Consider the following 20,406-nt stretch of genomic DNA (forward strand, 5'->3'; position numbering starts at 1 on the left):
TTCGGAAGGGAGGCGGGAGCGTTGGTCGGGGCGTTCACCGGGCGCTGTAGCCGCCGTCGACGACGAGTTCGGCGCCGGTGACGTAGGAGGCGGCGGGCGAGGCGAGGAAGCCGACCGCGGCCGCCACTTCCTGCGGGCGGGCGACACGGCGCAGCGGCGTCGCGTCGATGGCCCGTTCCACGAACAGCGCCGGGGCGGTGCCGGTCATGGCCGTGGCGACCATGCCGGGGTAGACGGCGTTCACCCGGATCCCGCCGGGCGCGAGCTCGACGGCCGCGGCGGTCGTCATGGAGCGCACGGCGCCCTTGGCCGCGTGGTACGCGAACGAGGCGCCGGAGCCCACGAGCGCGTACACCGAGGCGACGTTGACGATCGCGCCGCCGCCCGCGGAGCGCAGGCACGGGGCGACGGCCTTCATGCCGAGGAACGTGCCCCGCTGGCAGACGCGGACCACGCGCACCCACTCCTGTTCGCCCGTGCCCTCCAGCGGCTGGTGCGCCAGCGCTCCGGCGTTGTTGACCAGCACGGTCAGTCGGCCGAAGCGGCGGCGGGCCAGCCGCGTCACGCGGTCCCACGCCTCGGGCTGGGTGACGTCGAGCGCGCAGCCCAGCGCCCGGCCGGGCCCGCCCGCCGTGTTGAGCTCCACCGCGGCCCGGTGGCAGGCGTCGCCGTCCAGGTCGGTCACCAGCACCCCCATGCCGTGCGCGAGGAAGTGCTCGGTGACGGCCCGGCCGATGCCGCCCAGCGCGCCCGTGACGAGGGCGACCTGGCTGCCCGCGGTCACCGCCCGCCCGCCTTCGGCACCGGCAGCCAGGCGAGCGCCGCCGCGTGGCCCCTGGCGTGCGTCAGGGAGACACGGGGGTGCGGCAGGGCCCGCGTCCCCAGGAGCTCCCCGAGGGCGCCGCCGAGCCGGATCACCGGTCCGCTGCCGGGCGCCCGGAGCACACCGACCGCCCGGCAGAACCCGGGGTCGGCCGCCACGTCCAGGAGCGACGCGACGGCGAGCTTGGCGGCCTTCCGCGCCGCCAGGTGCTCGTGCGCGCGGCGGAAGCCGCGGCTGAAGGAGATCTCCTCGGGGGTGAGCCAGTCGTGCCAGCACGCGGAGTCCGCGGCGGCGATCCGCTCGGGCGGGAGCAGGACGAGGGCGTGTGCCGCCATCACCGCACCGCCGTCTTCGCCGCCGGGCCGTCGTACGGCGCGAGCACGAGGGAGGCGTACGTGCCGCCCCAGTTGGCCGCCGTGACCAGACACGCCCTGCCGGCGTCGGCGCTCGTACGGAGGTAGGCGTCGACGGGCCCCGGCGTGGACGGCGACGACGGCGTGGAGGCTGACGGCGCGGGGACATCGGGGCTCCAGCCGCTGCGCACGGTCTCGATCGCGCACACCGCGGACATCATGGAGGTGGTGCTGTGCACGTGCCCGACGTACGGGCTGAGGTTGCTCAGCCTGACCTGCCCGGGTTGCCACACCCGGGTCACGGCGGCGGCCTCGGCGGTGTCGATGGCGGCCGTGCCGCGCGCGTCCCCGTACACGGTGCCGATGTCGTCGGCGGTCAGACCCGCGTGGTCGAGGGCGCGGGTGAAGCTCTCGGCCCAGGCCCGCCCGGAGGGGTCGTTCCCGGCGACGCGGTAGGCGTCGGAAGTCACCGCGTGGCCCTTGACCTCGGCGAGGATCGTCGCCCCGCGCTCCAGGGCGTGTTCCAGGGACTCCACGACGAGCGCGGCGCCGCCCGTGCCCAGCACGGTGCCGCCGGCCGGGGCGGTGTAGGGGCGGGGGGCGTCGTCGGAGAGCAGGCCCAGGCGGTCGAAGCCGCCGTGGAGCAGGGGGGTGAGCTCGTCGGCGCTGACCGCGAGCATGACGTCGGCCTCCCCGCGCCGCACGAGGTCGGCGGCGTAGCCCAGGCCGCTGAGGCCGGAGACGCAGCCGGTGGCCAGGGTCGACAGCGGGCCGCGGATCCGCAGGGCGAGGCAGGCGTGACCGGCCGCCGCGTTCATCACCGAGTTGGGGAAGAGGCGGGGGTTGACCCGGTGCGGGCCCACGGTGCCGATGGTCTCGCTGAGCTGGGCGACGGTCTGCATGGGCCCGCTGAAGGTGCCGAAGACCATGCCGACGCGTTCGGCGTTGGCCTTGCTGATGCGCAGACCGGCGTCGCCGACGGCGAGACGGCTGGCGGCGAGCGTGAGCAGGCCGATCTGGTCGAGGCGGCGCGCGTAGGCCGGGTCGACGTGACGTCGGCACGCGGCGCTGTCGAGCTCCGCGACCCGGCGGGTGCGGGACAGGGACACATCGGTGAGGCGGGCGTCCCCGACCGCGCTGGCACCCGCGCGCAGCGCGTCGAGGAAGTCCCGTCGGCCGCTGCCCAGCGCGGTGACGGGCCCCGCTCCGGTGATGACCACGCGGTGGTCGGGGACGTCCGCAGGAGGCACGGGACGACGGCCGAGGACGAGGGAGCAGTTGTTGCCGCCGAAGGCGAAGGAGTTGGAGACGACGACGTCCAGGAGGTGCGGGCGGGCGTGGTTGGCGACGATGTCGCGGGGGACGTCGGCGGGCTCGGTGACGTTGACGGTGGGCGGCAGGATCCCGTCGCGCAGCGCCAGGACGCAGATGGCCGCCTCCATGGCACCGGCGGCCCCGAGCATGTGGCCCACCTGGGACTTGGTGCTGCTCATGGGGGCCGGGGCCGCGGGCGAGAAGAGGTCGGCCACCGCCTTGGTCTCGGCCTTGTCGTTGGTCGGGGTGCCCGTGCCGTGACCGTTGACGTAGTCGACGTCCTCGGGGGCCAGGGAGGCCTGGGCGAGGCTGCGGCGCATGGCCCGGTAGGCGCCGTTGCCTGCCGGGTCGGGGGCCGTGGCGTGGTAGCCGTCGCTGGTGGTCGCGTAGCCGAGGACGTAGCCGAGGGTGGGGGCGCGGCGCTCCCGGGCGAGGGACTCCGCCTCCAGGACGAGGAAGGCGGCTCCCTCGCCGAGGCTGGTGCCGGTGCTGCGCGAGTACGGCGCACAGGGCTCGGTGTCCAGGGCGTTGAGGCTGTCGAACCCGGCGAGGGAGAGGATGTCGAGCACGTCCACACCACCGGCGATCATGACGTCCGCCCGGCCTTCGCGGATGGCGTCCACCGCGTACCCGATCGAGTTGGACCCGGCCGCGCAGGCGTTGGACAGCACCACCTTCGGTCCCCGGAGCCGGAAGGCCACGCTGATCGCGTCCGCCGAGGTGTACAGCGGATAGCTGGTGAGCTGGTGGCGCGCGCCCGCGGTGGGGCCGTCCCTGAGGATGTCCCAGTGGAACCGCTCTCCGTGTTCGAGGCCGCCGACGGAGGTGCCGACGGCCACACCCACCCGGTAGGCGTCGTGGTCGGCCAGGCGCAGGTCCGCGCCCTCGACGGCCTCGCTCACGGCGGCCAGCGCGAGGCGCGTGGCGCGGTCGGGCCGGATGCCGGTGCGGGGCACGTCGGCGGGCACCGACCGCACCTCGCCCGCGTAGCGGCAGCTGAGCGTGGAGACATCGAGGCGCTGGGCCTTGCCGATGCCGCTGGCGCCGCTCCGCACGGCCCGCCAGACCTGTTCCGCGCCCGTGCCGAGCGCGCAACTGATGCCGATTCCGGTGACGGCGACGCTCTCTTGGCGCCGTTGGCTGGGGCTCAAGGGTTTCTCCTGTTCGCTGCTGCCACTGACATGGGGATGAGGCTGTGTGCTGACGGGCTCAGTCGAGCGGGACGCCGAGACTGGTCGCCGTCAGGAAGGGCGCGGACACGGTGCGCACCGCCGCTCCGCTGCCCTCCAGGTGGAAGTCCTGGCCCGAGGCGGCCACGCCCTGGTCGACGGCGGCGGTACCGATGAAGCGGCCGAGTCGGGGGGACCACACGCAGTGCGTGACGGTTCCCACGGCGGCGTCCTCGACCGCGACGGCGGTGCCTCGGGCGGGCGCCGCCTCCAGGCCGGGACCGGCGATCCAGCACACGGGCGAGCGGTGCGCGTGGCGGCGCCGCCCGTCCAGGGCCTTCCGCCCGGTGTGGTCCAGATCGGGGTCGAGCATCCACTGCAGACCGATGTCGTACGGGGTGACCGGACCGCCGGTGTGCTCGCTCTCGTGGTTGGCGAAGCGGACTTCCATGCGGCAGATGTCGAGCGCTTCCCTGCCGCATTCCACGGCGCCCCGCGCGATGAGCTCGGCGCGCAGGGACGCCGCCTGGTCGGCGGGGACGAGGAACTTGTAGCCGTACTCGCCGGTGACGCCGGTTCGGGAGAGCATCACCGGCGTCTGGGCCCAGGTGACGGCGGTGCAGCTGCGGTAGGACAGCGAGGCGATGGGGAAGTCGAGGTACTGCTGCGCGATCTTGAAAGAGGTGGGGCCTTCGATGCCGAGCACCGTGAACCGGGTGCCGATGTCCTCGACGGTGACACCGGTACGGCCGTCGGCGGCCGCCAGCAGGTGGGCGGTGGCGGCGGGGGCCTGGTCCGGCCAGATCTCCAGGAGGTAGTCGGTGCCGCGGCAGTGGATGAGCGCTTCGGCGACGATGGTGCCGTCCTCGCGCAGGAGCAGCGACGAGGTGCTCTGGCCTTCGAGGAGGAAGTCGACGCCGCGCGTGCCGACCCGTCCCAGGAAGGCCGTGGCCTCGGGCCCGGTGACCGTCAGCAGGCCCGCGCCGTCGTAGTCGACGAGACCGGCGCCCTGGCGCAGGGCCGCGTACTCCTTGTCGGTGGTGGTGCGGTGAGTGGTCATGGTGTCGTCTCCAAAGGTGGCTCGACGGATGCTGGTGAGGGGAAGCACGGGGGAACGCCGGCAGGGGCGGCGAAGGTGGGGTGCGAAGGGGCGGGTGGGTGCGGAGGCCGTGTCACGGGGCGAGTTCGGTGACGGCCAGGCGCGCGGTCATCACCAGCTCCCGGCCCACCGAGGCCTGCCCCGTGACGGAGATCAGACCGCCGAAGCGGGGTCCGCTGTGCGCGCGTACGGTGATCTGGTCGCCGGGGAGCACGGGTTTGAGGAACTTGGCCTGGCGGATCTCGGCGAGGTAGCCGACCCGGTCGGCGACGTCCGCCACCAGTTCGCCCGTGGCCGAGCGGGCGGCGGCGCTGCCGTAGATGACGGCGGCCAGTTGGGCCACGCATTCCACCAGGAGGACTCCTGGATAGAGCATGCGGCCGGGGAAGTGGCCGGCCAGGACGGCGTCGGAGGCGGTGACGTTCTTGATGGCCTCCGCGCTCGTGCCGGGGTCGAGCGCTGTGACGCGGTCGAGGAGGAAGAAGGGGTAGCGGTGCGGCAGCAGCCTGGCGATGTCGTCGGCGCCGAGCACGGCCTCGGTGGGCGGCGCGGAGGGCTGAGTGGTCACGCGCGGGCGCCTTCGATGTGGTCGACCAGGCGGTTCAGCGACAGCAGGCTGTGGGTGTCGTCGTCGGTGACGGTCACGCCGAAGGTGTCCTCCACCGCCATGGCCAGCTCGAGGGTGTCGATGGAGTCGAGTTCCAGGCCGCGGCCGAACAGCGGCTGGTCGTCGCCGATGGAGTTCGGGTCGACGTTCAGCGCGAGGCGTTCGACCAGCAGGGCCTTGACCCGCGTGCACAGCTCCTGCCGCGCGGCCGCTCGGCGGGTCGCCTCGTGAAGTGTCATCACCATGGTGTTCTCCCTTGGGGGTTGCTGGGGTGTGGGCCGCGACGGGGAACCGTCGCGCGGGGAATGCTGGTGGAGTCGCGGGCTAACAGATGAGGCCGCCGTCGACGACGAGGGAGGAGCCGGTGACGTAGGCGGCCGCGTCGCTGAGGAGGAACCGGACGGCGGACGCCACCTCTTGGGGCCGTCCGATGCGGCCGAGCGGCACGTGCCGCAGGTTCTCCGCGAGGCGGTCCGTGGGGATCTTCCGGGTCATCGAGGTGTCGATGAAGCCGGGCACCACGCAGTTCACGCGGACGCCGTGGGGGCCGAGTTCCTTGGCGAGCGCCTGGGTCAGGGCCATGGTTCCGGCCTTGGCGGCGGCGTAGTTGGCCTGCCCCACCGGGGGGCGTACGGCGCTCGTCGAACTCACGGTCACGATGGCTCCCGCGCGGCGCCGCGCCATCAGGCGGGCCGCCGCACGCATGCACAGGAACGCGCCGGTGAGGTTGGTGTCGATGACCTTGCGCCACTTGGCTTCGCCCATCATGAGGGCGTAGCCGTCCTCGGTGATGCCCGCGTTGCTGACGAAGGCGTCGAGACGGCCGTGGTCGTTCCTGATGGAGCGGAACATGTCCTCGATGGCGGCCGTGTCGGAGATGTCGGCCCGCAGGAGCCGGGCCTCGGGTTGGATCTCCCGTACCTGGGCCAGCGCCTCCGCGGCCTGCTCGGGCTTCCCGCGGTGGTTCATCAGGACTGTGGCCCCGTCACGGGCCAGCTCCAGTGCCACGGCCAGGCCGATGCCCCGGGTGGCACCGGTGACCAGGGCGACGCGTCCTTGAAGTTCGCTCACGTCACTTGTTCCTTGCTTGAGAGGGCGTGGCGCTTGAGGAGGGTGCGGTGTTCGAAGGGGGTGAAGCGTCTGAAGGGGGTGGGGTGTTTGAGGAGGGCGCTGTGTGTGAGAGGCGAGCGGTGGTTGAGGAGAGAGCGGCGCTGGAGAGGGGAGCGGCGCACGGGCGGCCCGGCGCTCCGGGCGGCGCGAGCGTGTGGCGCGGCGCGTCCGCGGTCGTCAGGTGGCGTGCGGAGCGGGCCATCTCGCGGGCGAGGCCGTGCAGTACGCGCCCGGGCCCCGCTTCGATGTAGGTGTCCACGCCGAACGCGGTCAAGGTGTGCATGACGTCCTGCCAGCGCACGGGGGAGACGACCTGGGTCAGCAGGTCCTCGCGGTAGGCCTCGATGTCGGTGACCCGCAGCCCGGTGGTGCTGGAGACCAACGGGACGGCGGGCGGGGCGAGCGCGACGTCCGCGAGGTGCTCGACGAGGCGGTGCTGGGCGCTGTCCATCAGCGGCGAGTGGTAGGCCCCGCCGACGGGCAGCACCCGGGCCCGCAGGGCGCCCGCGGCGCTCGCGGCGGCGGCGACCCGCCCGACCGCGTCCCGGCTCCCGGCGACCACGGTCTGGCGCGGTGAGTTCCAGTTGGCCACGACCGCGACCCCGTCGGCGGTCGAGGCGTCGGCGCACAGCCCGCGCACGACCTCCGGTGCGAGGCCGACGATCGCGGCCATGCCGCCCGGGCGCGCGGCGGCCGCGTCCGCCATCGCCCGGCCGCGCCGTGCGACCAGGGACAGCGCGGTGTTCTCGTCGAGGCATCCGCTCGCCACCAGCGCGGTGTACTCGCCCAGGCTGTGCCCGGCGACCACAGAGGGCGTCCAGCCGCGTCGGCGCAGGTGTTCCAGCGCGGCCAAGGACCATGTCAGGACGAGGACTTGGGCCACCTCGGGGTCGGTGAGCGCCCTGGCGTCGGCGCGCTTCATCAGCGCGCGCACCGGAAGCCCGGTGGCGTCCTCGGCCCGGCACGCCAGGGCGTCGGTCCAGGGGCCCCACCGCTCCATCTCGTAACCCATGCCGGGGTACTGGCTTCCCTGTCCGGGGAAGACGAAGGCCACGGTGGGGCTCATGAGCGCGGCCCCGCGGCCTGGGCCGCCGTCCACGCCAGGGCCATGCCGGACTCGAGGCGCGTCGACGCCCCGACGACGTCGAGCCGTTCGGCGCGGGCCCAGTCGCCGAGGGGGCCGCCCAGGCGCACGTGCCAGGGCTCCTCTGCGTCCCCTTCGAGGGGGATGCCGACGTGGATGTCCGCGAGGCGCCCTGTGGCGGGCAGGCCACCGGCCGCCTTGACGACGCTCTCCTTCACGCCGAAGAGGTGACCGAGGACCTCTACGAAGGTCCGGTCCGCGCCGGCGAGGTGCTGTGCGGCGTGCCGTTCCCCTGGCGTGAAGTACCGCCGCGCGAGGCCCTCCCCGCCGCGTGCCAGGGCGAGTTCCCAGCGGCGCAGGTCCACCAGGTCCACACCCGCTGATTGAAAGGACGCCGGAATGCTCCCGGCTCCGTCTGGAATTCTCATTTCTTGGTCTCCGCCCGTTCGGAAGAGGCGAGTTCGGAGAAGGAATTGGTTTCCCCTACGGAAATGGCTCGGATCGCCTCCGGGGAACTCCTCCAGGCGGCATGAACTTAAAGTCGGCGTCGAATGCCTGTCAAAGGAGGCGTCATACGCGCGTCAGATTCCGGGCCGTCACGGGCCGGCCGCCGAAAGGTGCGCGCCAGCCGTGAAACGTAGCGGACACCTTCGGGATCCGCGCGGGACTTCTGGGCTTGTCTGGGAGCGGACGCAACAGCGCTGACCGCCGTGGGCCCGGAGCCCGGCGGCGGCTCAGGAGGAGATCGAGGAGACCATGCCACGTCTCGTGCAGTCGGCCACGAACATCATGCGCGACGTCAGCGTAGAGGCCACGGCCCGGGTCCGCTGGGGGGAGTGCGACCTGCAGGGTCACGCGTACTACGCCAGTTACATTCCCTGGTTCGACCTCGGGCGGGAAAAATTCGCCCTGGACGTCGGCGCCGACTACCGCAAGTACCAGATCGCCACGACCGATCTGTACGTCCGCTACCACCAGCCCGCCAAGTACCTTGACGAGCTCGTGATCAGGACGTGGGCGGCCGCGCCCGGCACCCTCACCTATTACTACGAGATCTACCGGAAGCAGGGCGGTCTGCTCGTCGCCGAGGCGCGCACCATCCACGCTTTCGTCGACGCGGAGCGCGGGGTGCTGACAAAAATCCCCGACGACATGCATCACGCTTTCGTGGAATTCCTGGAGAAATACCGCGAGCGCAAGCGGAACGCGGCCCCCGCCGGGGCACCGGACGCGCGCTCCCGGTCCGAGCGGGACATCGCCACGAGTTCATCCCGAGAGATTGGAGAGACGTCATGAAGCACGGTGCGCTCGACCGCCTGCGCGCGCGGCTGCTGGGCGAGGTCGTGGGCCCCGCGGACGCCGGTTACGACACCGTGCGCCGGGTCTACAACGCCATGATCGACAAGCGGCCCGCGGTCATCGCCCGGTGCCTGGGAACGGCGGACGTCGTCGCGGCGGTGCGCTTCGCCCGCGAGGAGGGGCTCCTCATCGCCGTGCGCGGCGGCGGCCACAGCGTCGCCGGGCACGGGATGTGCGACGACGGACTCGTCATCGATCTGTCCCTCATGCGGGGCGTCCACGTCGACCCCCAGCGCCGGACCGTACGCGTACAGGGCGGAGCGCTGCTCGCAGACGTGGACCGCGAGACGCAGCTGCACGGCCTGGCGATCCCGACCGGGCAGATGTCGGAGACCGGCATCGCCGGGCTCACCCTCAACGGCGGCGTCGGCATGATGCTCCACAAGTACGGCCTGACCTGTGACAACCTCCTGTCCGCCGACGTGGTCACCGTCGACGGCGGCCTGGTGACCGCCCGCGCCGACAGCCACCAGGAACTCTTCTGGGCGCTGCGCGGCGGCGGAGGCAATTTCGGCGTGGTGACCTCCTTCGAGTTCCAGGCGCACCCGGTCGGGCCGATGATGCTGGCGGGATTCCTCGCCCACCCCGTCGAACAGGCCGAGGAAGTCCTCACCTTTCTCAGGGACTTCAGCGCCACGAGCCCGTCGCACCTGAGCGCGGACGCGCTGTTCATCCACGCCCCCGAGGCGGACTTCGTGCCCGAGGAGTTCCAGGGCATGCCGATGGTGGCGCTGTTCGTGCGCTACTTCGGCCCCATGGAGGACGCGTGGGACACCGTACGGCCCCTGCGGGACTTCGGCAGTCCGCTGTACGACAGCCTCGGCCCGATGCCCCTGGTGGCCGTGCAGTCGATGCTGGACGCGTTCACCCCGGCGGGCAACCTGCACTACTGGACCAGTGAGTTCCTGCCCAGCTTCGACGCGGAGCAGATCGCGGCCGTCGCGGCCATCGGCGCCGACCTGCCGTCGTCGCTCACCACCATCAACGTCCACCCCTTCGACACGGCGGCCACGGCGGTCGCCGCGGACGCCACCGCCTTCGCGCACCGGGAGGACAGCTGGCTCATCCACGTGATCTGTCAGTGGAAGGACCCCGCCGACTCCGACCGCTGCCGGGCGTGGGTGAAGAAGGCGAGCGTTCAGCTCAAGGCCTTCAGCCACGGCAACACCTACCTCAACACCACATCCGAGGACGACGAGACGGACCGCGTGCGGGCCTTCTGGGACGAGCCGCGCCTGGCGCGCCTCGCCCGGGTCAAGGCGATGTACGACCCGGACAACCTGCTGCGGTTCAACCACAACATCACCCCGGCTCCCCCACGGACCCCGCGGTGAACCGCCCCCGCCGCGCTCCGCGGCACCACCGCCCGGTCCACGTGGTGATCATCGGGGCGGGCATCAGCGGCCTCGGCCTGGGCATGGCCCTCAAGCGGGCGGGCCACCACGACTTCACGATCCTGGAGCGGGCCGACGACATCGGCGGGGTGTGGCGCGACAACACCTACCCCGGCGCTGCCTGCGACATCCCCGCCCCCCTGTACTCCTACTCGTTCGCGCCGCACACCTGGACCCGGCGCTACGCCGGACAGCGGGAGATCCTTGACTACCTGCGCGGCTGCGCGGACGCGTACGACCTGAGCGACCATCTGCGCCTGGGCACCGAGGTCAGCGAGGCACGCTTCGACGAACCCACCCGCCGCTGGCACCTGCGCACGCGACAGGGCGACACCTACGAGGCGGACGTCCTGGTCCCGGCCTGCGGCCAGCTGAGCCACCCCTCCGCACCCCACCTGCCCGGCACCGAGCGCTTCACGGGACGGATCTTCCACTCGGCGCGCTGGGACCACGGCCTGGACCTGACCGGCCGCAGGGTCGCGGTGATCGGGACCGGCGCCAGCGCCCTGCAGATCGTGCCCGAGGTGGCGAAGCGAGCGGCGCACCTGACGGTGTTCCAACGCTCGGCGCCCTACGTGGTGCCCCGCTGGCAACGCGCCTACCGCCCCGGCGGCGGGCCCTTCGGCCGCGTCGGCGCCAAGGCGGCACGCCTGGGCTGGTGGCTGTTCAACGAGCTGACCGTGCCCGGCCTCACCCGAAGGTGGCGCACCCGCGGCTTCACGGCCTTCGGCTGCGCGGCCCAGCTGCGCCGGCAGGTCCACGACCCCGAGCTCCGCGAGCGCCTCACCCCCCGCGACGAAGTGGGCTGCAAGAGGATCGGCATCTCCAGCGACTACTACCCCGCCTTCAACGCACCCCACGTCGAACTGGTCACCGACCCCATCGCGGAACTCACCGAGACGACCGTCCGCACCGGGAGCGGCGGCGAGCACCCGGTCGACGTCATCATCCAGGCCACCGGCTTCGCGGCCACGGACTTCCTCGCGTCGCTGCACGTCACCGGGCGCCAGGGCCGCCCGCTGGCCCACCACTGGCACAGCGGCGCCAGGGCGTACCTGGGGATGACGGTGCCCGGCTTCCCCAACATGTTCCTCCTGTACGGACCGCACACCAACGTCGGTGCCGGCTCGGTCGTCTACATGGTCGAGAGCCAGATCCGCTACGTCCTGGACGCGCTGCGCGTCATCGGGCGCGGCACACGCCCGCTGCTCGACGTGCGCGCGGACGCCGAGGACACGTTCACCGCGGAGATGCGGCACCGCCTGAGGGCCACCGTCTGGTCGGCCTGCCGCAACTGGTACCGCGGCGGAAACGGCTCCGTCACCACCAACTGGCCCGGTCAGACGGCGGAGTACCGCCGCCGCACCCGCCGCGTGAACCTCGCGCACTACCAGCCGCGCGATCCCGCGGACCACCCGCGCGCACCACGGACGTCCGCCCGCTCGCGCACCCCCTGACGCCGTAGGAGAAGTCCCCATGTCCTTGCACCCGCAAGCCGAGGCGTTCCTGGAGCAGCTGGCCCGGCTGCGCATGCCTGCCTTCGAATCGGTCGACGTACCCACCATCCGGGAACTCATGGGCGGCCTGCGGCAGGCCCAAGGGGCGCCCGAGCCGATCACGTCGATCACCGACACCCAGGTGCCGGGCCCGGCGGGCAAGCTGCCGGTCCGCGTCTACCAGCCCTCCGCCCGCCCCGGCCCGCGCCCCCTCATGGTGTTCTTCCACGGCGGCGGCTGGGTCGCCGGGGACGTGGAGCTGGTGGACCGGCCGCTGCGGAAGCTGGCCAACGCCAGCGGCGCCGTCGTGGCCAGCGTGGAGTACCGGCGCGCCCCCGAGACACAGTTCCCCGGCCCCGCCGAGGACGCGTACGCCGCGATCGGCGCCCTGGCCGAGCGCGCGGAGGAACTCGGCGCCGATCCCGCACGCCTGGTGGTCGCGGGGGAGAGCGCGGGAGGAAACCTGGCGGCGGCCGCGTGCCTGATGTCCAGGGACCGCGGCGGGCCCGCGATCGCCGCGCAGCTGCTGATCTGCCCGAGCCTGGCCCCCGCCGCCGACTCGCCCTTCGCCTCCTACCGCCAGTACGCGACGGGCTACCTCAACACCCGTGCCGCCATGGCCCACTTCTGGGACCTCTACCTGCGCTCGCCCCAGGACAGGAGCCACCCCTACGCCGCCCCCCTGCTCGCTTCGGAGCACACGGGACTGCCGCCGGCGCTGATCCTGAGCGCGGAGTACGACCCGCTGCGGGACGAGGCGGCGGCGTACGGACAGCACCTGCGCACCAGCGGGGTGCCCAGCACCGTCCGGCGCTACGACGGCGTGCTGCACGTCTTCTTCCTGCTCTGCGAGTCGTCCGCCGCGGCCCGGGCACGAACCGACATCACCGCCTGGCTGCGGGCCCGCTTCCCCGCCGAGGACGCCCACCGCCACCGCACCGCCTGAACAGGAGCTCCACATGCCCGCACACGACCGCCTGTACATCAACGGCGCCTGGGTGCCCTCGCACGACACCGACCTGCTCACCGTCGTCGACCCCACGACCGAGCGGCCCCTCGCCACCGTGCCCGACGCCACCGCGCGCGACGTCGACGACGCCGTGTCCGCGGCGCGCGCCGCCGCCGACCGGTGGGCGGCCACCCCCGTGGGGGAACGCGCCGACCTGCTGCGCGCCGTCGCCGAGGAACTCGGCCGCCGCGCGGAGCCCCTGGCCCGCCTGGTCGCCCAGGACGTGGGCAGCCCGCTGTCCTTCGCCAGGGCCGTTCAGGTGCTGCTGCCGGTCAACAGCTTTCTCCAAGCCGCCCGCACGGCCGTGGCGTACCCCTTCGAGCGCGCGCAGGGCCCCTCGCGGATCCTGCGCGAGCCGTACGGAGTGGTCGCGGCCATCACCCCGTGGAACTACCCCGTCCACCAGGCCGCCGCGAAGATCGCGCCCGCGCTGGCGGCGGGCAACACCGTCGTCCTCAAGCCCAGTGAGGTCGCCCCCCTGAGCGTCTGGGAGCTGGCCGACGCCATCGCCACCGTCGGGCTGCCTCCCGGCGTGTTCAACCTCGTGTGCGGCAGCGGACCGCGCGCGGGCGAGGCGCTGGCCGCGCACCCGGGCGTCGACGTGGTCTCCTTCACCGGCTCCACGCACACCGGCCGCAGGATCGGCGCCCTGGCCGCGCGCACCGTCAAGAAGGTGACGCTGGAACTGGGCGGCAAGAGCCCCGCGGTCATGCTGGCCGACGCCGACCCCGCGCGCGTCGTCCCCGACGTCATGGCGTCGGCGTTCATGAACAACGGCCAGACGTGCTCGGCCCTGACCCGTCTGATCGTGCCGCGCCCCGCACTCGCCGACGTGGAGGAACTGGCCCGCCACACCGCCTTGGACTGGGTGCCCGGGGACCCGGGGGAGGAGCGGACCCGGCTGGGGCCGCTGGCCTCGGCCGCCCAACTCCAGCGCGTGCGGCGGCACATCACCCGCGCACGCGCCGACGGCGCCGCACTCGTCACCGGGGGCGAGGACCCGCCCGCCCACACGCCCCGGGGGTTCTTCGTGCGCCCCACCGTCCTGTCCCGCGTCGATCCGCGGATGGCCCTGCACCACGAGGAAGTGTTCGGCCCGGTCCTGGCCATCGAGGCGTACGACAGCGAGGAAGAGGCCCTGAACATCGCCAACGACACGGAGTACGGACTGGCCGCGGCCGTGTGGACGGGCGACGAACACCGCGCCCTCGCCCTGGCGCGCGCCCTGCGGGCCGGGCAGGTGCAGGTCAACGGGGCGCCCTTCGACCCCAACGCCCCCTTCGGCGGCTACAAGCAGTCAGGAAACGGCCGCGAGGGCGGGACCGCGGGCCTGGAGGAGTTCCTGGAGACCAAAGCCGTACAGATCTGACCCACCGCCCGTTCCCGCACGCCGTCCGCGTGCGCACCGGCCCGCGACACCGCATCGACCACGCCCGTCACACCCCTACGGGAAAGGCAGAGCCATGTACTACCGCACCCTGTTCAAGTCCAAGGTCCACCGCGCGACCGTCACCCAGGCCGACCTGCACTACGTCGGGTCGCTCACCCTCGACCGGGACCTGATGGACGCGGCCGACCTCCTGCCCGGAGAGAAGGTCGACATCGTCGACATCAACAACGGCAACCGCCTGTCCACCTACCTCATCGAAGGACGGCGCGGCTCCGGCGTCGTCGGCATCAACGGCGCGGCGGCCCGGCTGATCAGCCCCGGCGACCTCGTCATCGTCATCGCCTACGCCCACGTCCAGGACGCCGACGCGGCCCGCCTCGTGCCCAAGGTCGTGCACGTCGACCACGACAACAGGATCACCGCGCTGGGGTCCGACCCGGCCGAACCGGCACCCGGCAGCGACACCACCCGCGGCGACCACGTCTTCGTCGACTGACGGCCCCGCCCTTCCCACCCGGTACGAGTCCCGGCCCACCGCCGACTGACGAAAGGGCGAGCCCTCATGTGCGGCATCGCAGGCTGGATCGCGTTCGACGCCGACCTCAGCCACCAGGAAGAGACCATCAACGGGATGACGCGGTCGCTGCGCACCAGGGGACCCGACGCCTCGGGGACCTGGGTCGACGGGCACGCCGCCCTCGGACACCAGCGACTGGCGGTCATCGACCTCGCGGGCGGCGCGCAGCCCATGACCGCGCGGACGCCGGACGGGCCCGTGGCCATGACCTACAGCGGCGAGGTCTACAACTTCGTCGCCCTCCGGCAGCACCTGCGCGGCCGCGGGCACCCCTTCCGGACCGCCAGCGACACCGAAGTGGTCCTGCGGGCCTACCTGGAGTGGGGCGAAGGCCTCGTCGAACACCTGACGGGCATGTACGCCTTCGCGATCTGGGACGGGCGCACCGACCGCCTGCTGCTGGTCCGTGACCGCCTGGGCGTCAAACCCCTCTACTACTACCCCACGCCCGACGGGGTCCTGTTCGGCTCCGAACCCAAAGCCGTCCTCGCGCACCCCGAGGCCGAGGCCGCCGTCGACCACGACGGGCTGCGCGAGATCTTCCTCGGCGTGAAGACGCCGGGCGCGGCGGTCTGGCGCGGGATGAGGGAGCTGCGCCCCGGCTGCCTCGCGACGGCCGACCGCCGGGGCGTGCGGGAGCACACGTACTGGCGCCTGACCGCGAGGTCGCACACCGAGGACGCGGACGCGACCGCCGCGCACGTCGGGGAACTCCTCGGCGGCGCGGTGCGCGAGCAGCTCGTCGCGGACGTGCCCCGCTGCCTGCTCCTGTCGGGAGGGCTCGACTCGAGCGCGATCGCCGGGTTCGCGGCCGGGGCCCTGAACGGGCACGGCGAGCGCCTGCGCACCTTCTCCGTCGACTTCCAGGGACACGCCGACCACTTCACGCCCGACCACCACAACGTCAGCCCCGACGCACCCTACGTACAGGAGGTCGTCAAGCACCTCGGCACGGACCACGCCGACATCGTGCTGGACGCCGGTGACCTCGCGAGCCCGGAGGTGCGCCGGGCCGCCGTCCGCGCCCGTGACCTGCCCGTCGGCCGCGGCGACATGGACCACTCCTTGCTCCGGCTCTTCACCGCGATACGCGAGCACTCCACCGTGGCGCTGTCCGGGGAGGGCGCCGACGAGATGTTCGGCGGCTACTGGTGGTTCCACGACGCCGCCCTGCGCGCGGGCGCGGGCTTCCCCTGGCTGACGGCCGCCCTCGGCCGCGCGCGCCAGGAACGCGCCTTCCTGCCCCAGGACCTGGCCGACGTCCTCGACCTGCCGGGATACGCGGTGCACCGCTACCGCGAAGCCGTCCGCGAGACCCCGACGCTCGACGGCGAGGGCCCCGGCCAACGCCGTTCCCGCGAACTGCTCCACCTGCACATCACCCGCAGCCTCGGCGGCATGCTGGAGCGCAAGGACCGGCTCAGCATGGCCGTGGGACTGGAGGTGCGGGTGCCGTTCTGCGACCACCGCGTCGCGGAGTACGCCTTCAACATCCCCTGGTCCCTGCACGCGGCCCAGGGACGGGAGAAGAGCGTGCTGCGCGCCGCGGCGCGCCCCGTGGTGCCCCAGAGCGTGCTCCTGCGGCGCAAGAGCCCCTATCCGATGACCCGCGACGAGCGCTATGTGTCCGCGCTCCAGGAGCAGGTGCGCGGGGCCCTGGCCGAGCCCGGCCACCCGGTCTTCGCCCTGTTCGACCGTGCGGCGGCGGCTCGCGCCGGGCACGTCGCTCCCGCCGAGCACCCCAGGCCTCAGGCGCTCCGCGCCGCGCTGGAGAAGTTCCTCGACCTGCGCACGTGGATCGACCTCTACGGCCCGCGCCTGCGGATCTGACGCCACGACAAGGAGCGGATCGACAGCGTGGACCGGCCACGGCCGCGGACCCCGCTCGACGGCGGCATCGGTGTGGAGATGGCAGAGGGGTGCGCGGCAGAGCGGCAGGAGGGGCGGTGCTTGATGTGGGCCTAGAGGGATCCGGATGGTGTCCCTTGGCCGAGGGTGAAGGGGGCCTTGCTGGTGAGCGGCCTTGCTGGTGAAGGGGCCTTGAGAAGGGTCGTAGGTGCGGGCGCGCATGTGGGAGCCGAGCGCGTCGGGCAGAGTGGCGTCCTCGCCGTCGGCGGCCTGTCCGTACTGGCCTGCGTAGCCGAAGTCGTTGTTCGGCTGCGCGGCATCGAGGCCGGGGCCGCCCGTGCCGAAGACGCTGGTGTAGTTGCAGGGCCTGGCCTGACTTCCTGAGGCAGTGGTCAGGTCGGTGATGGAGCCAGCACCTCGCGGTGGCGGCGGGCCTCGCCGTCGTCGCGGCGCTGCCGCTTCTTGACGATCTGCGGCTCGAAGCTGCCGGCCGTGTCGCGGGGCACCCTCACCCCGACCGGGCCGACGTCGGTCAGCACGGTCTTCGCCCGCGTGCCGTTGCGGCTGTTGCGGTTGTTCTTCCCAGCCGGATCGTGCTTCTCATAGCCGAGGTGATCAGTGATCTCCCCTTCCAGGGCCGACTCCAGCACTCGCTTGGTCAGCATCTGCAACAGCCCACCCTCACCGGTCAGTTGCAGGCCCTCACTACGTGCCCGATCAACCAGCATCGCGACGAGCTCCTCGTCCGACGCGGCCGAGGGCATCGGCCCACTCCTCCACGTACTCGTGCTCCGTCGTCGTCTCGTTCACGTGGCGTCTCTTCCTTGATCAGCAGATCCGCCGTTGATTAGACACTCCTCCCGCCCGAAAGCGGGCCCTCACACACATCCAGCGCCCGCGCCTCGGCCGACTGATCCGGCCGAGGTCCCTGTCCTCGGAGACGGACCGGCCGGTGACCACGCCGTCCAACGGCTCCTGGACCACGCCACACCAGCCGACCTGCCCCCACGCAACGGAGAGGCACACCGTCGCCCTCGCTTCCCGCGTCCTGCGCGCGGAAGCCACCGGCGCCGGACGTGAACACTGGCCCCGCTGCTTCCCCCCAGCAGCAGCTCCGCGCCCCCTACCAGGACGTCCGCATTCAGGCTGGGACCGCCCGCCGCGTCGATGGGCATCGTGACCGAGTCCGCGTCCGTCTGGTCTGGGCCGGCACCGATCCCGCGGGCCAGGCTCAGGACGGACGAACCGCCCAGGTGCTCGTTGTACGCGGGCCGGCTGGTTGGCGAGCCACACGGTGATAGCCGTCCATGTCCGAGATGCGGTGGGAGCGGACGCGCGCTGGTGGCGTGGAGGAACTCGCAGTCCGTTCCGCTGGCCTGGCCTGCGGCAGAAGCCCCATCCAGTCGACCTTCGCACCTCGGCCTTGCTATCAATCCAACCTTCGGAAGGGCCCTCCCCGAAGACACCGTCCTGCGCCCGGGGAGTCCGCGTTGCCGGGCGGAGGTTCGCCCTGGCTCGGATCCGCAGGCGGCTTCTGCTTACCCATGCCCAGGTCTCCCTTCCGTGGGACAGCAAACGAGCCACGAGATCGTGCGCAGCGGCCCGGGCGACCCGACGCCAATCACGAGGCTTCCCGGGAACCCCGGGGTCAGCTTGATCGTTCTTCCGGGTGCGCGGTGTACGCCGGAGTGCGCCTCGCCGACACCCACGAGGAACGTGAAGGAGAGCGTGCATGGCCCTCACCCCCGTAGTACGACCCGCCACGGAACGGGACGTGCCCGGTGCCCTCCGGACACTCGCCCATGCCTTCGCCGACTATCCGTTCACCCGGCATGTCGTCGCGGCCGACGGGCACGACGAGCGGGTGCGCCGCTTCCAGGAGCTGTTCCTGACCCGGGTCGGCCTTCGGTACGGGCGGACATGGGTCACCGACGACGCGCGCGCCGTGGCGGTGTGGACCACGCCCGAGTTGGACCCGACGCCCGGATTCGCCGAAGTGGGGCCGTTGATCGAGGAGTTGGCGGGCGACCGCGCGCCGGCCTTCGCCGCAGCGCAGCGCGCCCTCGATCCGCACCGGCCCAGCGAGCCGGTGTGGTTCCTCGCGACCGTCGGCGTGGCCCCGGAAGCACAGGGCCAAGGGCTCGGGGGCGTGCTGGTCGAGGCCGGGCTCGAAGCGGCGGACCGCGCCGGGCACCCGGCATTCCTGGAGACCTCGAGCGAGCGGAACGTGAGGTTCTATGAACGCCTGGGCTTCACCGTGACCGCGGAGGTCGAGCTGCCCGACGACGGTCCCCGCACTTGGTGCATGCGCCGCGAGCCCAGGACGCAGGGCTGACCGTCTCCCGCGCCAGGCATCCTGAAGCTATGAGTGCCAGTACGTTCCCGAACACTCAGCTCTGCGAATTTGGATACTGCGTCATCGTCGCCAAGGGGATTTCCGCCGCTGCCCTTCTGGCCAGAGTGTCGGACGAGGAGGCGACCCCCATCCTCCTGAGCCGCGCAGAAGCTGACGCCATCCCGCAGATCGTGTTCGAGGAGGTGGCGAAGTCGGTGACCGGTGGCTTTCCCCGCCGCGCCCCAACTCACAAGCAACCCTCTCCTGCCCCATCCCTGCCAGGAGACGTGCGCATGGTGCGGTGAGCTGCCTGATCTGCCGGACGGCAGCCGAGTCTCTCCACAACCATTGCCGTGTGTTTCAGCGTCTGTTGTTCGTGTGCCTTCACACTCGTGGCAGGGCGTGATCCGGCAGTCCCTGCCGTGCGAGGACGTGCAGGATGTGCCCTGTCGCCGCCGCTCGCCCCGGGCAGCCGTGCTGCCGTCCGCACCAAGGAGACGCTCGTGCCAGAGTCCCCCTGCACCCTCGTCAGCCTGCCCCGGCCCGACGGCGCGCGCCTGGCTCTCTCCTTGCACGGGCCGAAGAACCCTGACCTGGTGATCGTCCTGGCCCACGGATGGCAGGCGACCTCTGCCATCTGGGACAAGACCGTGGAACAACTGAACCGCCCGTCCACCCTCATCGTGCGCTATGACCAGCGCGGTCACGGCCGCTCCACCACCGGCACCGCACGGCCAGCGATGTCCCTGCTGGCCGACGACATCCAGGCCGTCATCGCCGCCACCGCGCCCGGGGACATACCGGTCATCCTCGTCGGCCACTCCATGGGGGGCGCCGCGGTTCTCACGCTGGCCGCTTCCCACCCCCGCCTCTTTGGGGAGAAGGCAATCGCGGCTCTGCTCCTGGCCACCAGCGGCGGCGGCCTCGACCTCGCTGCCGCCGGATTTCCGCTGCGAACACGGCTGGTCGGCCTGCTGCGCCACGCCATGGCCAGCCTGTGCATTCACGCCCCCGGCGTGGCATTGCGCCTGCACAACCTCTGGCAGGCGCGGTTGAGCACACAGCCCCCCATGGATGTCGCCGGGCGGTGGTTCAAAGCACTGATGCGCCACGACGTCACCGAGCTGGGGGCCTTGCGGCGGATCCCGGTGCACATCCTGGTGGGGGAGGAGGACCCCACGGTTCCGCCCGTCCACTCACACCGCCTGGCCGAGCAGATCCCCACCGCTGAACTGCACGTCGTCCCACATGGCTGTCATCGTCTGCCCACCCGGCACTCGTCAGTCGTCGTCTCAGCGATCGAGCGAACCTGCTCCGACGCCTTCCAAGGGTCCGGCAGTCGACTGCCCGTGGACAAGACCGACGGTCCCGCGCCCGGGCTGGGCCCGGCCGCGGTCCCCGGCACGTCCTGACCGCTGCAACGGCCAGCGGCATCACCG

General features: G+C 72.4%; 19 protein-coding genes and 1 pseudogene. 10 read left to right on the top strand and 10 right to left on the bottom strand.

Going from position 1 to position 20,406, the window contains the following annotated elements; translation table 11 throughout:
- Positions 1 to 34: 34 nt before the first annotated feature.
- The 9 genes from QUY26_RS39355 to QUY26_RS39395 form a co-directional block, all read right to left on the bottom strand.
- Entirely contained in the window at positions 35 to 784 is a 750-nt protein-coding gene (locus QUY26_RS39355) for an SDR family NAD(P)-dependent oxidoreductase (protein ID WP_289955295.1), read from the bottom strand.
- Positions 781 to 1,158: a hypothetical protein gene (locus QUY26_RS39360; protein ID WP_289955298.1), complete on the bottom strand. Its 378-nt coding sequence runs from the start codon at positions 1,156 to 1,158 to the stop codon at positions 781 to 783. The genes QUY26_RS39355 and QUY26_RS39360 overlap by 4 nt, the downstream gene beginning before the upstream one ends.
- On the bottom strand, positions 1,158 to 3,641 hold the full coding sequence (locus QUY26_RS39365) for a beta-ketoacyl-[acyl-carrier-protein] synthase family protein (protein WP_289955300.1): 2,484 nt from the start codon (positions 3,639 to 3,641) through the stop codon (positions 1,158 to 1,160). Before QUY26_RS39365 ends, QUY26_RS39360 begins: the two co-directional genes overlap by 1 nt.
- A gap of 58 nt (positions 3,642 to 3,699) precedes the next feature.
- Positions 3,700 to 4,719 carry a glycine cleavage T C-terminal barrel domain-containing protein gene (locus QUY26_RS39370; protein ID WP_289955301.1) on the bottom strand — a complete coding sequence of 340 codons (1,020 nt, stop codon included), beginning with the start codon at positions 4,717 to 4,719 and terminating at the stop codon, positions 3,700 to 3,702.
- A gap of 112 nt (positions 4,720 to 4,831) precedes the next feature.
- A complete protein-coding gene (gene fabZ, locus QUY26_RS39375; protein WP_289955302.1) occupies positions 4,832 to 5,326 on the bottom strand; it encodes a 3-hydroxyacyl-ACP dehydratase FabZ in 495 nt (164 codons plus the stop codon).
- Positions 5,323 to 5,610: an acyl carrier protein gene (locus tag QUY26_RS39380; protein WP_289955304.1), complete on the bottom strand. Its 288-nt coding sequence runs from the start codon at positions 5,608 to 5,610 to the stop codon at positions 5,323 to 5,325. The genes fabZ and QUY26_RS39380 overlap by 4 nt, the downstream gene beginning before the upstream one ends.
- Before the next feature lie 79 nt (positions 5,611 to 5,689).
- Positions 5,690 to 6,436, bottom strand: coding sequence for a 3-oxoacyl-ACP reductase FabG (gene fabG / locus QUY26_RS39385; RefSeq protein WP_289955307.1), 747 nt, complete (start codon positions 6,434 to 6,436; stop codon positions 5,690 to 5,692).
- Position 6,437: 1 nt separating this feature from the next.
- On the bottom strand, positions 6,438 to 7,541 hold the full coding sequence (locus tag QUY26_RS39390) for an ACP S-malonyltransferase (protein ID WP_289955310.1): 1,104 nt from the start codon (positions 7,539 to 7,541) through the stop codon (positions 6,438 to 6,440).
- Positions 7,538 to 7,933, bottom strand: a complete 396-nt coding sequence (locus QUY26_RS39395; protein WP_289955312.1) for a 4'-phosphopantetheinyl transferase superfamily protein — start codon at positions 7,931 to 7,933, stop codon at positions 7,538 to 7,540. The genes QUY26_RS39390 and QUY26_RS39395 overlap by 4 nt, the downstream gene beginning before the upstream one ends.
- Before the next feature lie 382 nt (positions 7,934 to 8,315).
- Between QUY26_RS39395 and QUY26_RS39400 the strand changes: the two genes are divergently transcribed.
- From QUY26_RS39400 to asnB, 7 genes are all read left to right on the top strand, one after another.
- Positions 8,316 to 8,855: an acyl-CoA thioesterase gene (locus tag QUY26_RS39400; protein WP_289955315.1), complete on the top strand. Its 540-nt coding sequence runs from the start codon at positions 8,316 to 8,318 to the stop codon at positions 8,853 to 8,855.
- On the top strand, positions 8,852 to 10,252 hold the full coding sequence (locus QUY26_RS39405; RefSeq protein WP_289955316.1) for an FAD-binding oxidoreductase: 1,401 nt from the start codon (positions 8,852 to 8,854) through the stop codon (positions 10,250 to 10,252). Before QUY26_RS39400 ends, QUY26_RS39405 begins: the two co-directional genes overlap by 4 nt.
- Complete coding sequence (locus tag QUY26_RS39410; RefSeq protein WP_289955318.1) at positions 10,249 to 11,769, top strand: flavin-containing monooxygenase; 1,521 nt, start codon at positions 10,249 to 10,251, stop codon at positions 11,767 to 11,769. The genes QUY26_RS39405 and QUY26_RS39410 overlap by 4 nt, the downstream gene beginning before the upstream one ends.
- A gap of 19 nt (positions 11,770 to 11,788) precedes the next feature.
- Positions 11,789 to 12,754: an alpha/beta hydrolase gene (locus QUY26_RS39415; RefSeq protein WP_289955322.1), complete on the top strand. Its 966-nt coding sequence runs from the start codon at positions 11,789 to 11,791 to the stop codon at positions 12,752 to 12,754.
- 13 nt (positions 12,755 to 12,767) lie between these two features.
- Positions 12,768 to 14,186: an aldehyde dehydrogenase family protein gene (locus QUY26_RS39420; protein ID WP_289955324.1), complete on the top strand. Its 1,419-nt coding sequence runs from the start codon at positions 12,768 to 12,770 to the stop codon at positions 14,184 to 14,186.
- Between the two features lie 94 nt (positions 14,187 to 14,280).
- Positions 14,281 to 14,703 carry an aspartate 1-decarboxylase gene (gene panD / locus QUY26_RS39425; protein ID WP_289955326.1) on the top strand — a complete coding sequence of 141 codons (423 nt, stop codon included), beginning with the start codon at positions 14,281 to 14,283 and terminating at the stop codon, positions 14,701 to 14,703.
- Between the two features lie 66 nt (positions 14,704 to 14,769).
- Positions 14,770 to 16,614: an asparagine synthase (glutamine-hydrolyzing) gene (gene asnB, locus QUY26_RS39430; RefSeq protein ID WP_289955328.1), complete on the top strand. Its 1,845-nt coding sequence runs from the start codon at positions 14,770 to 14,772 to the stop codon at positions 16,612 to 16,614.
- 455 nt (positions 16,615 to 17,069) lie between these two features.
- Here the strand turns inward: asnB and QUY26_RS39435 are convergent.
- Positions 17,070 to 17,412: pseudogene (locus tag QUY26_RS39435) on the bottom strand (transposase); the annotation flags it as partial.
- Between the two features lie 952 nt (positions 17,413 to 18,364).
- On the opposite strand from QUY26_RS39435, the gene QUY26_RS39440 reads away from it, so the two are divergent.
- The 3 genes from QUY26_RS39440 to QUY26_RS39450 all read left to right on the top strand — a co-directional run bounded on the left by QUY26_RS39440 (position 18,365) and on the right by QUY26_RS39450 (position 20,379).
- Entirely contained in the window at positions 18,365 to 18,967 is a 603-nt protein-coding gene (locus QUY26_RS39440) for a GNAT family N-acetyltransferase (RefSeq protein WP_289955331.1), read from the top strand.
- 29 nt (positions 18,968 to 18,996) lie between these two features.
- Positions 18,997 to 19,272 carry a hypothetical protein gene (locus QUY26_RS39445; protein WP_289955332.1) on the top strand — a complete coding sequence of 92 codons (276 nt, stop codon included), beginning with the start codon at positions 18,997 to 18,999 and terminating at the stop codon, positions 19,270 to 19,272.
- A gap of 198 nt (positions 19,273 to 19,470) precedes the next feature.
- Positions 19,471 to 20,379 carry an alpha/beta fold hydrolase gene (locus QUY26_RS39450; RefSeq protein WP_289955334.1) on the top strand — a complete coding sequence of 303 codons (909 nt, stop codon included), beginning with the start codon at positions 19,471 to 19,473 and terminating at the stop codon, positions 20,377 to 20,379.
- The last annotated feature ends 27 nt before the right edge of the window (positions 20,380 to 20,406 follow it).

Source organism: Streptomyces flavofungini, assembly GCF_030388665.1.
GTDB lineage: Bacteria > Actinomycetota > Actinomycetes > Streptomycetales > Streptomycetaceae > Streptomyces > Streptomyces flavofungini_A.